This window comes from Litoreibacter meonggei (genome assembly GCF_003663885.1).
Classification (GTDB): domain Bacteria; phylum Pseudomonadota; class Alphaproteobacteria; order Rhodobacterales; family Rhodobacteraceae; genus Litoreibacter; species Litoreibacter meonggei.
This window is the reverse complement of sequence record NZ_RCCE01000002.1, coordinates 81014-94111: the sequence shown is the minus strand read 5'-3', so window position 1 is coordinate 94111 and position 13098 is coordinate 81014. Positions and strand designations below refer to the sequence as shown.

Sequence of the window (13098 nt, the reverse complement as noted above, 5' to 3'; positions counted from 1 at the left end):
CAGAAATTTCTTCGCTTTTTGAAGATGCTGCGCTTAACGATCCCCCACTGAAAATTTAGTATGATCCAAATTTACCCCAAGTCAACTAAAGCGGCATCATGGGCGTGGACAGCTCAAAGGGCATTGTCTAGCATCAAGGCTCGAGGGCGGGGGAAGCTATTGAATGGCAGACGTTAAAATCCACGAAATTCGCAAATCCTACGGCGCCGTGGAGGTGATCCGTGGGCTGAACATCGACATTTATGACGGCGAGTTTCTCGCGCTCGTTGGTCCGTCCGGCTGCGGTAAATCCACGCTTTTGCGCATGATCGCTGGGTTGGAACCGATCAACGGTGGAACGATCTCGATCGGTGATCGGGTGGTGAACAACCTGCCGCCTTCCGAGCGCGATATCGCGATGGTTTTTCAAACCTATGCTCTGTACCCGCACAAATCTGTGGCCGAAAATATGGGTTTCGCGCTGAAGGTCGCCAAGGCCGACAAGGCAGAGATTGATCGCCGGGTGACCGAAGCAGCGGAGATTTTGAGCTTAACAGAATATCTCGACCGAAAACCGCGCCATCTCTCCGGCGGGCAACGCCAACGGGTCGCCATGGGGCGGGCCATCGTCCGCGACCCACAGGTGTTTTTATTCGACGAGCCGCTGTCCAACCTCGACGCCAAACTGCGCATTCAAATGCGCACCGAGATCAAGGAATTGCACCAACGCTTGAAAACTACCACGGTCTTCGTGACCCACGACCAGATTGAGGCCATGACGCTCGCCGACCGGATCGTTGTGATGCAGGGCGGGAATATCGAGCAGGTGGGCACGCCATTGGAGCTTTACGACAATCCCACGAATGAATTTGTTGCGACCTTCATCGGCGCGCCATCTATGAACCTTCTTTCGGGTGATTTATCGAATGGCAAGGTGAAGGTCGCGGACCAGCTCTTTGCTGGGCCCAGCGGGACCGGGAAGGTCAAGCTCGGCGTGCGACCGGAACACCTGATTCTGTCTGACGATGGCCTGCCAATGCAGGTCAAAGTCGTCGAGCCTACCGGTGCCGAAACCATGGTATTCCTAAGCTTCGAAGGGCAGGATGTTACGGCGGTGTTTCGTGAACGTCATGCCTTTGCGGCTGGGCAGACTATCCACCTCAAACCCGATCCCGATCATATCCACATCTTCGGTGCCGAAACCGGCGCGCGACTTTAAGGAGACTGACATGCTCAAAGGCATTGATCCAATTCTAAACGCCGACGTGCTTTATGCATTGCGGGCGATGGGACATGGTGATGATTTGATAATTGCCGATACGAACTTTCCGTCCGACAGCGTCGCACGAGACACTGTCTTGGGTGAAGTGCTCAGGATCGACCGCCGTGCCGCTGAAGTCGTTAAGGCGGTCCTTTCGCTCTACCCAATCGACACCTTTGTCGAAGACGCCGCCGCTCGGATGGAGGTGGTGGACGAGCCGGACACCATCCTACCTGTCATGCAGGAAGTGCAGGCCGAGGTATCCGCTGCCAGCGGCCCCACCATGATGAGCATCGAACGCTTCGCTTTCTATGATCGCGCGAAACAGGCCTATGCAGTGATCCAAACAGGCGAGCGGCGTTTCTACGGCTGCTTCGCCCTGCGCAAGGGTGTCGTGCCCCCGGACGAGGTGTAAAATATGGGTAAGGTCGTCATTTTGGGCGTTTTCGTCGCCGATACCGCCTACCGCGCGGATCGTATGCCAAAGATGGGTGAAACTATCATGGGAAGCTCTTTCGCTCTCGGTCCTGGTGGCAAAGGCTCCAATCAAGCCGTCGCCTGCGCGCGAATGGGCGCCGAGACACATATGATCTCCAAGCTAGGGCTGGATGATTTTGCCAAGCTTGCGCTGGACACATGGGCGGAGGCAGGCGTGATCCCGCATGCGCAGCAAGTCAGTGAGAGCTATACCGGTGCGGCGTATATCTTTATCGAAGAAAGCAGTGGCGACAATGCCATTATCATAACCCCCGGTGCTGCGGCGCTGATCAGCGTCGCCGATATTGAGGCAGAAGCCGAATTGATTGCGAGCGCGGACGTTTTCGTCACTCAGCTAGAGCAGCCCATGGCTGCCGCCGTTCGCGGATTGGAACTCGCGCGGGCAGCCGGTGTGACCACCATTCTCAACCCCGCGCCTGCGGCAGAGTTGCCGGATGGGATGCTTGCGCTTTGCGATTTCGTCACGCCGAACGAGACTGAGTGCGAGTCCATGACGGGAGTTGCCGTGCACACAGAAGCTGATGCCGCAAAAGCCTGTGACGCTTTGCGCGCGCTTGGCGTTAGAACCCCGATCATTACTATGGGCGAGCAGGGAGCGTATTTAGACGGCCACGGCCTTGTGCCTGCCGTGAACGCGGGTCCGGTCGTGGAAACCACTGGGGCAGGCGATGCCTTCAACGGTGGGTTCGCGGCGGCAATTTCCGAAGGATTGTCGCCTCTAGAGGCCGCCCGATATGGCTGCGCAACGGCAGGCCTATCCGTCACCAAGGCGGGTACTGCTCCGGCCATGCCATCCCGTGAGGTCGTCGACGCACTGCTCAAATAGCACCTCTGGGCCAACCGCTTTGATGGCTGAAAATACCGTCGTGAGGCTCTAATGGAAACTTCCCAAGTTCCATTTGAATGCTCACTCGGCCTGGTTTCTCATGTCGAAAACCGGGCTCAGACGCTGTATTTTTCTCGCAGTATGTTCTTTTGCACTTTGCCCATGGTGTTGCGCGGCAATGCGTCGAGCGTGACGTAGCGGCGCGGGTGCTTATACCGCGCCAACAGTGGCTCGACTATCTGCGCAATTTCCCGTTCATTCAGCGAGCCCCCTTGTTCAAGGATGATGGCCGCGACCACGCTTTCTCCGAAATCGGAATTGGGCACGCCAAACACCGCGCTTTCTAGCACTCCGTCGATATCGTTTAGCGCGTCTTCAATTTCCTTGGGGTAGATGTTGTAGCCGCCCGAAATGATGAGATCTTTCTGACGGCCCACAATGCTGACCCGCCCGTCTTCTGACTTCACGCCCAAATCTCCGGTGATGAAAAAACCAGTGTCGCGCAGTTCCTCGGCGGTTTTTTCAGGCATGTTCCAATAGCCTTTGAAAACGTTATCGCCGCGCACCTCGATCATACCTATGTCGCCTACAGGCACCATCAAACCGGTGTCGGGGTCCGTGATTTCAACCTCTGTTCCGGGCAGGGCATAACCGACAGTGCCTTCAATGCGCTCGCCTCGATACGGGTTCGAGGTGATCATGTTCGTCTCGGTCATCCCATACCGCTCGAGGATGCGATGTCCGGTTTGCTCAAAGAACGCGGTGTGCGTTTCGGCAAACAACGGGGCAGAACCGGACACGAAAAGTCTCATGTTTGCGCAAATGCCTTTGGTCAGTCGCGGATCATCTAACAGGCGTGTGTAGAATGTCGGCACGCCCATCAGAATTGTGGAGTTTGGAAGCGCTTCGATAACCGCGTCTTGATTGAACGCGGCCATGAAGCGTATCTCCGCGCCCGCCAGCAGGCAGGTGTTCATCGCAACAAACAGCCCGTGGGTGTGAAAGATCGGCAGAGCGTGGATTAGCCGGTCGCTATCGGTGATTTCCCAGAGCTTTGTCAGGGAGTGCGCATTCGACAGCAGGTTCTTATGCGACAACATTGCTCCTTTTGAGCGTCCAGTGGTGCCAGACGTGTAAAGCAGGGCCGCAAGATCATCAGGGCCACGGGGAACGGTCTCGAATTGGTCGGATGCGCTGTCGGCTGCTATTGATAGGCTGCCCGCGTCACCTGATCCAAGTGTTAAAACCTTGGCCCCAAGGCTGGCGCTGATCTTCGTCAGTGCGGCTTTATCTTTACTGTCACATACGACAAGGCGCGGTGCTGCGTCTTCAAGGAAATACGAAAGCTCGGCCTGCGTATAAGCTGTGTTCAGCGGCAGGTATACGGCACCAGCCTGTAGCGCTGCGCCATAGAGCGCGACGGTATCTGCAACCTTGGGCACCTGCGCAACAACACGGTCCCCAGGGGCAACGCCTGAATCTTTGAGAACATTGGCCAATTGTGCAACACGGCGGACGAATTCTGCGTAGGTCAACTTTGTGCTGTCGTCGCAGTCTAAGAACGGATTGTCGTTCGCAGCATGGTGGGCAATGAGTGCATCATAAAGGATATTTGTCATGATGTCGGTTCCTTAAGGTTCGTCACAAGCGTTGCTGTAAACATCGTATGCACAGAACGCGAGGCCACAACTGCTACGGGTGGATACTCCGGTGGACGTCCCCTAAAACCATACTAAGTAAAGGACAGGTCTGCGGGCTAACGGGTCTTGGTGTCAAAACCCGCGCAGTGCGTCAGGCGGCTTGTCAAAATTGTGCGCGAATTGGTGCTGAGATGCGCTTATGCGATAGCGGAGCGTGAGCGCCTCGGATAGGTTTGGGGGTAGGGTGCCTCGTAGATGAATATTCATAATATAATTCGCCGCATGACGATTGGGATACTAGGAGTATCGCTTCCGGTATGTGCCAACGCGCTTGAAAGCGTTGAGGTGCGGTTGATCGGCCGTGCAGACGCCGAACTGCAAAATAGCTTGCAGTCAAGCTCGGTGCTTAAGAGCCTGCAAGGGGATGCTGACGCGACCGCTGGGGACGTGCTCACTGCGGCGCGGTCGGAATATGCCCAACTTGTCGAAGTGCTGTATTCTAAAGGTTATTATTCGTCAGTTGTGAGCGTACTTGTAGACGGACGGGAGGCGGCACTCATTGATCCTTTCCGAGAACCGGCTCGCGTTGACATGGTGCAAATATTGGTCGAACCCGGACGCCCGTTCCGGTTTGGCAAAACGGAGATCGGGCCGCTTGTAGATGCCAGCCCACTGGAGTCAGGATTTCGAACAGGCGCGCCAGCTCTTGCGGATGTCGTCCGAACCACTGCCAAAGAAGCGGTTGAGGACTGGCGCGGCGTTGGGCATGCCAAGGCGAAGATTACAGATCAATCCGTTCTTGCACGCCATGGCACAGCACAGCTCGATGTTGATGTGGACATCGCGCCCGGACCACGCGCCAAGTTTGGCACAACCATTGTCACTGGTGACAGTGCCGTTCGCGTGAAACGCGTTCGCGCGATTGCAGGCTTGCCAAGCGGAAAGGTGTTTGATCCCGACGTGGTCAAGAAGGCTGCGGCTCGCTTGCGCAAGGTTGGCACGTTCAAATCGGTGCAAGTCACCGAAGCCGATGAAGTCCAGAGCGACGGCACGCTGGATATGCAGATCAACGTCGTCGACCGCAAGCCGCGCCGGATAGGTGGAGGGCTTGAGCTGTCCAGTCTGGATGGGTTGACGGTATCCGGCTACTGGCTGCACCGAAATATCTTTGGCGGGGCCGAGACTCTTCGTGTCGATAGCGAGATTGCGCAGATTGGCGGGGGGGCGAGCGGGGTGGATTATTCACTGTCGTTCCGGCTTGAGAAGCCCGCCGTTTACGGGCCCGACACTTTGTTTTTTACAGAGTTCGGCACGTATTACACGGACGAAGAGGATTACCTCGAAAAGAAGATCGAGTTGACCGTCGGGGCGTCGCATGAGTTCGGCGAGCGGCTGACGTTCGAGCTTGGCATTGGTTATAGCTATTCACGCGTCACCGACCTTTACGCTACCCCAAATACCGAGCGGACTTTGCAACTGCTTAGCCTGCCCATGGCACTGACCTATGACGCGCGCGATGATCGGTTGGACGCAACAAAAGGCCTCTACCTCAAGGGGGAGGTGACACCATTCTACGAGACGGTTCAGGGTCAGACCGGCGCTCATCTGACCCTTGATGCCCGAGGATACCATGCCGTTGGCGGGGCCAAGCAGACTGTGCTTGCGGGCCGTTTTCAACTGGGCTCCTTGCTCGGCCCGACCGCCGCCGATGCGCCGCCTGATTTCTTGTTTTATTCTGGTGGTGGAGGCACGGTAAGGGGGCAACCTTATCAATCCCTTGGTGCCACAGTCGCAGGCTCGACACTGGGCGGGCGGTCTTTTGCCGGGCTCTCCGGTGAAGTGCGTCATTCCTTGACCGACACCATAGGGTTGGTCGCATTTCTAGATGCGGGTTACATCGGTGCTGACGGCTTCAGCAACGGCGATTGGCATGCAGGTGCCGGGTTGGGCCTGCGCTATAAAACGCCAGTTGGCCCGATCCGGCTCGATGTGGCTGCTCCTGTAGCGGGCGATACTGGAAGCGGAGTCCAGATTTACGTTGGAATAGGGCAGGCGTTTTGATGCGTGTTCTAGCCCTCTGCCTGTTGTTGGTGATTTCTCCATTGGCTGCTCTCGCTCAGCAGGGTGAAAGTGATCGAGGCTTTATTCAGGGCCTGCTTGAAGATGCGCTCTCAACACCCGGCGGAAAAGTGACTCTTGAGGGGTTCGCCGGTGGATTAAGTGCGCGCGCCACCGTAAACCGTGTGACTGTCGCCGACACCGAAGGGGTTTGGCTCAGTGCGGACGGATTGGCCTTAGTCTGGAGCCGCTCGGCCCTGCTGCGTGGGCGGATTGAGATTGACGAAATATCGGTTGAGACAATCGAATTGCTTCGACAACCAGTCAGTTCTGAGACGGCTCTACCCAATCCCGAAGCGAGGGGGGCCTTCTCGTTGCCCGAACTTCCGGTGTCGGTCAATGTCGACAGTCTGGATATTCAAACGGTGACGGTGGAGGCTGCTGTTTTTGGCGAAGCCGCAAAAGTCTCTGTGTCCGGGAACGCCACGTTGGAAAACGGCGCGGGTTCGGCCATCCTCAAGCTTGAGCGCATTGACCAAGAGGGTCAGTTTAGCTTCGCCGCAGAATTCGACAACACCACACGGGAGCTTTCGCTGGATTTGAACCTGACGGAACCGGCGGACGGGATTGCTGTCAATCTGTTGAACGTGCCGGATCGTCCGTCAATCGCGCTGACCGTGCAGGGCGACGACCCTATCAGTGATTTTCGGGCGAACATACTTCTTGCAACTGGCGGACAGGATCGCCTGCAAGGGCTTGTGGAGGTCAAGTCCGATGCCGAGGGCGGGACTGGTTTTGCCGTAGATTTGAAAGGAGATGTGGCACCCGTGTTCGTGCCGGAATTCGCCGAATTCCTTGGCAATGACGTTCGGCTGATCGCCCTTGGGGGCCGGTCTGTCGACGGCGGCATCAAACTTAACAACCTAAACCTTAATACCGCAGCACTGCAGATTGAGGGATCCGCCGAGATTGGTGCGGACGGCTGGCCGCGTAAATTGAAACTGGATGGTGCCATCGTGCCACCACAGGGCGACACAGTTGTATTGCCAATCTCAGGGCCGGACACGTCGATTGAACGAGCGGAACTTTTCGGGAGTTTCGACGCCGAGGCTGGCGAGGCGTGGCAAGTTATGGGGCGCGTCGTTGGTTTGGAACAAGCGGGGCAGCGGTTGCAGTTGGCGCAATTCAACGCTGCGGGCACAATTGGACGGGCTAGCGAAAGCGTTGACGGCGAGTTGGAGATTGAGGCCGAGGGCATAGCACTACAAGATGCGGCCCTTGCGCGCGCTGTGGGAGAACGGGTGCGTGGCGGATTGTTTTTTGATTGGGCGCAAGGCGGCGACCTTAGTTTACGCGACATCGATCTTTCGGGAAGTAACTACGGCTTGAGCGGTGATTTGGTTGTTGATGTTTCCAACAATATTGAAGCGATCACGGTGACGCCTGAGTTGCAATTGGCAGCGCAGGACTTGTCCCGCTTTGCTGATCTCGCGGGCATAGATTTATCTGGCAAAGCGGATTTGGCGATCACCGGCTCGGTGGAGCCCTTGACCGGCATTCTAGATCTTGGATTTGACGGAACGACCCGTAGCCTTGCGACGGGAATTCCACAGCTCGACCCCCTTCTGTTGGGCGAGGGGGCGTTAACTCTAGGGCTGCGACGCGACGAAAACGGGGTGCGTGCTGACCCAGTGCGCGTTGCAACCGATCAGGCAAGTATCGAGGCATCAGCCACCCTGCGTTCTGACGGGAGTGTTGTCGCGCTTCGCGTTAAGTTGCCGGATGTTTCAAAATCCTTGCCGGATCTTAGCGGGGCAGCAGAGCTTACGGTAGAGGCACGCCAGAACGGTGACATTTGGACTATCGCAGCCGACGCCGCGTTGCCCGGTGTTACCCAAGCGCGTTATCGTGGCACGGTGAGTGGCTTCGCAGACGCGAAGCCACTAGTTGATGGGTCCGTAGATGCGACTGTAGAGCGCTTGTCGGTCTTTTCACAAATTGCGGGTCGTAGCTTGTCAGGCGCAGCGGAAGTCAGTGCCGAGGGCAAAGCCGACGTCACGAAAGGTAGTTTTGATGTGACGGCCGACGGCAAAACTGTGTCGGTCACGTTCGGGCAGCCGACGCTGGAGCCGCTGCTGCGTGGGACCACACGGTTTGACTTGTCAGCCGCACGCGATGCTGGCGGCATGGTGAGCATCCGAAGGCTAGCCTTGGACGGTTCGGGCCTGAATGCAAAAGTGGACGGTAACTTCGGGCCACAAAACGGGCAGCTGAACTACCAGATTGCCGTGGCCAACTTAGGTGTGGTTGTCCCGGACTTCCCCGGAGCCGCCAAACTATCAGGCACAGCTGTAAAACAGCAAGCGTTCTGGGTGGTCGATGCGTCAGGCCAAGGGCCGGGCGGCGTCGCTGCAACAGCAAATGGCCGTGTCGCAGAGGATTTTTCAACGGTCGCGGTTGCGTTGAACGGAACCGCGCCGCTGGCGTTGGTCAATGCCCGTTTGAAGGGGCAAAATTTGACGGGGCTCACGCGCTTTGATCTTCAGGTGAACGGGCCGCCGACATTGCAGTCTGTCTCTGGGCAACTCGCGGTTTCGGAGGGGCGTTTGTCTATTCCTTCACAGAGAGTTTCGCTCAACCAGATCAATGGGCAGGCGCAATTGGCGGGCGGACGAGCACAATTATCATTCAACGCCAACCTGTCCACCGGCGGTAAAATAACCCTGACCGGCCCTGTGTCTTTGGCCTCGCCATACTCAGCCCGGTTGAGCAGCGAACTGCTGGGTCTTACTTTGCGCGATGCGTCTCTATTTGAAACCACTCTCGGGGGGCGCTTAACTGTTAACGGGCCGTTGCTTGGTGGCGCGACGATCGGTGGGGTCATTGATGTTGAGACCGCAGAAATTAGAATTCCGCAGATTGGCCCATCCTATTCCGCACTGGAAGGGTTACGCCACCTGAACCCTACGCAAGGCGTCCGTCGCACGTTGCGATTCGCGGGCTTGGAACAAGAAGGTAAGGCAGGTAACGCGACGTTGCCAGGATTCCCGCTGGATCTGACCTTGCGTGTTCCGAGCCGCTTGTTTGTACGGGGACGAGGGCTTGATGCAGAGCTGGGCGGCACGTTGCGGCTCACTGGAACCACAAATGATGTGAGTCCTGTTGGCGGCTTTGATTTGATCCGTGGACGCCTTGACCTTTTAGGACGGCGGCTGGTGTTGACCGAAGGATCTGTACGGATGCGCGGGGGCTTCGACCCTGTGATCCGTTTTGCTGCGAATTCCGAAGTTGAGGACGTGACTGTCGGATTGCTGCTGGAAGGCTTGGCGTCAGAGCCGGAACTTACCGTGATCTCGTCGCCGGAATTGCCTGAGGAAGAGGCCCTGTCTTTGCTACTGTTCGGGCGTGAGGCAACCCAGATTTCAGCGTTTCAGGCGGTGCAACTGGCCCTCGCTGTGCGAACGCTCTCCGGACGCGGAGGCACCAGCCTGACCGAAGATCTACGCGAAAACCTTGGCGTGGATGACCTGGATATCGGGATAGATGCAGACGGCAATACACAAGCCAAGGCTGGCAAATACATTTCGGATAACGTGTATACGGATGTCACGGTCAAAAGTGACGGTGAAAGCCAGATAAATCTAAACCTTGAAGTGAGTCCATCCGTGACCGTCCGCGGTCGACTAAGTAGCGATGGCGATACGGGGATCGGCGTGTTCTTCGAAAGGGATTACTAGGTCGAGGTTTGTCGGCGTTTAACGTGTGATCCAAGCAACTCAACAATGGAAAGACCACTAATATGGCAGACCTTCAGCGCAAACCATTTGGAACACACGGCAAGGTTCACGAGATTACGCCTGAAACGGCGGGATGGCGCTATGTGGGGTTCTCTCTATACCGGCTGCGCGCCGGGGAAAGTGCGTCAGAGGCCACAGGCGATCGAGAAGTCATACTCGTCATGGTCGAAGGCAAGGCCGCCATACAAGGGGCGGGGCAGGATTGGGGTGTTCTGGGCGACCGGATGAACGTGTTCGAGAAGACGCCACCACATTGCCTCTATCTGCCCAACGGCTCCGAGTGGGCGGTCGTTGCTGAGACCGATTGCACCATCGCTGTTTGTAACGCGCCCGGACGTGGTGGGCACGAGGCACGCCGGATCGGGCCGGATGGAATTACCCTAACCGAGCGTGGCAAAGGCACCAATACGCGCCACATCAACAACATTGCGATGGAGAACGAGGATTACGCGGATAGTTTGCTGGTGACCGAAGTATTCACACCAGCCGGGCACTGGTCGTCCTATCCTAGCCACCGCCATGACGAAGATGACTATCCGCGGATCACCTATCTTGAAGAGACCTATTATCACCGTCTCGACCCCGCTGACGGGTTTGGCATCCAGCGCGTCTATACCGATGACGGGCAGCTGAACGAAACCATGGCCGTGGCGGATGGGGATGTGGTTCTGGTTCCACGCGGCCATCATCCTTGCGGCGCACCATACGGGTTCGAGATGTATTACCTAAACGTGATGGCGGGACCCTTACGCAAGTGGCGCTTCGTTGCGGCACCGGAGGTCGAGTGGATCATGGAACGCGACGCTTAAGGGTCTCGAAAGGTTAGTTAGTCCACGTATTGTGCCAACGGGATTTGATCGAGAAAGCCCTGCAAGCTGTCCGTGTTGATTGGCTTTTCCAAGAGGCGCAGCGAAAGGCGTTTGCAGGTATCTTTCAGCTCTTTCGAGCGGTTTGCGGAAACGATGGCCGTGGGGATTTCGGGGTAGATATTTGACATCGCCTCGTAAAATTCGGTGCCTGTTTGCCCCGATCCTAAATGGTAATCCAAGAGCATCGCATCAGGCACCAACTCAATCTCTTGAAGCAGCGCAATGGCCTCCTCGGCACTGTGGGCATGGATGACCGATGCTCCGTGACCTTCGATCATCATCGTCATAGCGGTTGCGAGTTGTGGATCGTTTTCGACCAACATCAACAGTAAGCCATGAAGGTTTTTCTTGCCGTGACGCGACGTTGGTATTTGCTGCGCTGGGTGGGTGTTCTCGGCGTCATCAAGGGGAACGATGACCGAAAAACAACTGCCGATATCGGGTTGTGACCAGAGGTTCAATTCGTGCTCCAGCCCCTTGCAGGCGCGTTCCACAATAGCCAAACCCAATCCAAGTCCTGCCTCTGAACTGACTGCGTCCAACCGGTGGAACTCCTGAAAGATGGTGCGCTGATCGCTTTCCGGAATGCCCCGCCCTGTGTCCCAGACTTCAATCTTCGCGCAGTTTCCGACACGGCGAACACCCAGCAATACCCGGCCTTGATCGGTGTAACGGATGGCGTTGGACACGAGGTTTTGGATGATCCGCCGCAGATAGCCGGGATCGCTTCGAACCGTCAGGTCACTATCCACTATACGCAGTTCGATGCCTTTCTTCGCCGCCAGCGGTGACAACTCATCGCGCAACGGTCCGAATATCCGCGACAGGCCAAGTTGCTGAACATTGAACACGGCTTTTCCTGCGTCGAGCTTGGAGATGTCGAGCAGGGCTTCGATGATTTGTTCGGCCCCTATCAAGGCGGTCTCGGTTTTGGCTATGACCTCAAGGGCATCGGGGCTGTCGACTTTGTCCGGCAATGACGAAATGAAGAGCTTCGCCGCCGATAGCGGTTGCAGCAGGTCATGGCTTGCCGCCGCGACAAAGCGGCTTTTGGAAGCGTTCGCGCGTTCAGCTTCTTCAAGGGCTACACCCAACTCTTGCGTCCGGTCTTGCACGCGCCGCTCCAGAAACTCGTTCATTTCGTAGAGTGCGCGCGCGGTTTCGCGTTCGGCAGAGACATCTGTGAAGCTGATCACAAAGCCGCGGTCGGGCATCTCTTGTGCAAAGACGTTGAATATTTGACCACTGGCGCGGCTCACTTCAAAGGCCATCGGACGACGTCTGATTGAGCGATCAGCCCACATGCTCAGGTGTTCGGCATCAAATCCGTCGTGAAAGATCAGATCATCGCGCAACCGGTCCAGTAGCGTGGCAAACTCCATGCCAATCGCGGCGCGTCTGCGGGGCGGGGCGAGCATTCCGTCCATCTTCTTGTTCCACCCGACAAGAAGTTGGTTGTGGTCAAAAATGCAAACACCCTGATTGAGATGATCCAGAGTGGCTTGCAACATCTTGGCTTGCTGATCGCGCATCTTGTCGCGCTCTTGGCGCTCCATCCTGATGATGTCGGTCACATCGGTTTGCAAGATGACAGTGCCACCACGCGACGTGCGATGCTCACTGACCTGCAACCAGCGGTCCCACAGGAGGCGGACGTTGAACACCACATGTTCGTCGCCGTGACGCTGCATACGTTGCGTGGCCCAATCGGTAGGCTGGATATCTTCGGGCAGCGCAAGAAAACGGCTTCCAGAAATCAGCGAGACATAGTCCCGGAAGGACAGACCCTCGACGAGGCGGGCTTCAACATCCACAAGATCGCGGCAAAACCGGCTGTTAGACAGAACCAACCGGTCGTTCGTGTCAAACAGCGCAAACCCCTCGTTGATCGTTTCAAGCGCCTCAGTCAGGTTGGAGCGTGCCGTTTCCGTCTCAAAATTCGCGACTTCGAGGCGGGCGTTCGAATCTTGCAACAAATCTAGTGTGCGTTCCAATTCCCGCGTCCGCTCGCGCACTTGGGTTTCCAGCAATGCGGCGCGTTCAAACTGTTGGTAGGCGAGACCGGATTGCTCGTTCTTTTGCTCCACGCGACGCATCAAGGATTGGGCAATCTGCAGCAGTTTTTCGTTCTGGCGTTCGACTGAATCGGCCGGATTAATCAAGGACATGT

Annotated in this window: 8 protein-coding genes; 6 read left to right on the top strand and 2 right to left on the bottom strand. The window is 56.8% G+C overall.

What is annotated here, in order from left to right:
• The first annotated feature begins 163 nt into the window (after positions 1-163).
• From BCF46_RS05165 to BCF46_RS05155, 3 genes are read left to right on the top strand one after another with little or no spacing between them, the layout of a single operon-like run.
• Positions 164-1198, top strand: coding sequence for an ABC transporter ATP-binding protein (locus BCF46_RS05165; protein ID WP_121022456.1), 1035 nt, complete (start codon positions 164-166; stop codon positions 1196-1198).
• Positions 1199-1208: 10 nt separating this feature from the next.
• Complete coding sequence (locus BCF46_RS05160; protein WP_121022454.1) at positions 1209-1655, top strand: RbsD/FucU family protein; 447 nt, start codon at positions 1209-1211, stop codon at positions 1653-1655.
• Positions 1656-1658: 3 nt separating this feature from the next.
• Positions 1659-2564: a ribokinase gene (locus BCF46_RS05155; protein ID WP_121022452.1), complete on the top strand. Its 906-nt coding sequence runs from the start codon at positions 1659-1661 to the stop codon at positions 2562-2564.
• A 116-nt stretch (positions 2565-2680) separates the two neighbouring features.
• Here BCF46_RS05155 and BCF46_RS05150 read toward each other — a convergent pair whose 3' ends face one another.
• Positions 2681-4183, bottom strand: a complete 1503-nt coding sequence (locus BCF46_RS05150; protein WP_121022450.1) for a malonate--CoA ligase — start codon at positions 4181-4183, stop codon at positions 2681-2683.
• Between the two features lie 276 nt (positions 4184-4459).
• Between BCF46_RS05150 and BCF46_RS05145 the strand changes: the two genes are divergently transcribed.
• The 3 genes from BCF46_RS05145 (at position 4460) to iolB (ending at position 10868) form a co-directional block, all read left to right on the top strand.
• Positions 4460-6265 (top strand): autotransporter assembly complex protein TamA, encoded by a 1806-nt coding sequence (locus BCF46_RS05145; protein WP_121022448.1) that lies wholly within the window; start codon positions 4460-4462, stop codon positions 6263-6265.
• Positions 6265-9999 carry a translocation/assembly module TamB domain-containing protein gene (locus BCF46_RS05140; RefSeq protein ID WP_121022446.1) on the top strand — a complete coding sequence of 1245 codons (3735 nt, stop codon included), beginning with the start codon at positions 6265-6267 and terminating at the stop codon, positions 9997-9999. The genes BCF46_RS05145 and BCF46_RS05140 overlap by 1 nt, the downstream gene beginning before the upstream one ends.
• 62 nt (positions 10000-10061) lie before the next feature.
• Positions 10062-10868: a 5-deoxy-glucuronate isomerase gene (gene iolB, locus BCF46_RS05135; protein WP_121022445.1), complete on the top strand. Its 807-nt coding sequence runs from the start codon at positions 10062-10064 to the stop codon at positions 10866-10868.
• Positions 10869-10885: 17 nt separating this feature from the next.
• On the opposite strand, the gene BCF46_RS05130 is transcribed toward iolB, so the two are convergent.
• Positions 10886-13096, bottom strand: coding sequence for a hybrid sensor histidine kinase/response regulator (locus BCF46_RS05130; protein WP_121022443.1), 2211 nt, complete (start codon positions 13094-13096; stop codon positions 10886-10888).
• Positions 13097-13098 lie beyond the last annotated feature (2 nt).

Coding starts and splice junctions, on each gene's coding strand:
- BCF46_RS05165 (WP_121022456.1), top strand. CDS start 164: ATGGCAGACGTTAAAATCCACGAAATTCGCAAATCCTACGGCGCCGTG.
- BCF46_RS05160 (WP_121022454.1), top strand. CDS start 1,209: ATGCTCAAAGGCATTGATCCAATTCTAAACGCCGACGTGCTTTATGCA.
- BCF46_RS05155 (WP_121022452.1), top strand. CDS start 1,659: ATGGGTAAGGTCGTCATTTTGGGCGTTTTCGTCGCCGATACCGCCTAC.
- BCF46_RS05150 (WP_121022450.1), bottom strand. CDS start 4,183: ATGACAAATATCCTTTATGATGCACTCATTGCCCACCATGCTGCGAAC.
- BCF46_RS05145 (WP_121022448.1), top strand. CDS start 4,460: ATGAATATTCATAATATAATTCGCCGCATGACGATTGGGATACTAGGA.
- BCF46_RS05140 (WP_121022446.1), top strand. CDS start 6,265: ATGCGTGTTCTAGCCCTCTGCCTGTTGTTGGTGATTTCTCCATTGGCT.
- iolB (WP_121022445.1), top strand. CDS start 10,062: ATGGCAGACCTTCAGCGCAAACCATTTGGAACACACGGCAAGGTTCAC.
- BCF46_RS05130 (WP_121022443.1), bottom strand. CDS start 13,096: ATGTCCTTGATTAATCCGGCCGATTCAGTCGAACGCCAGAACGAAAAA.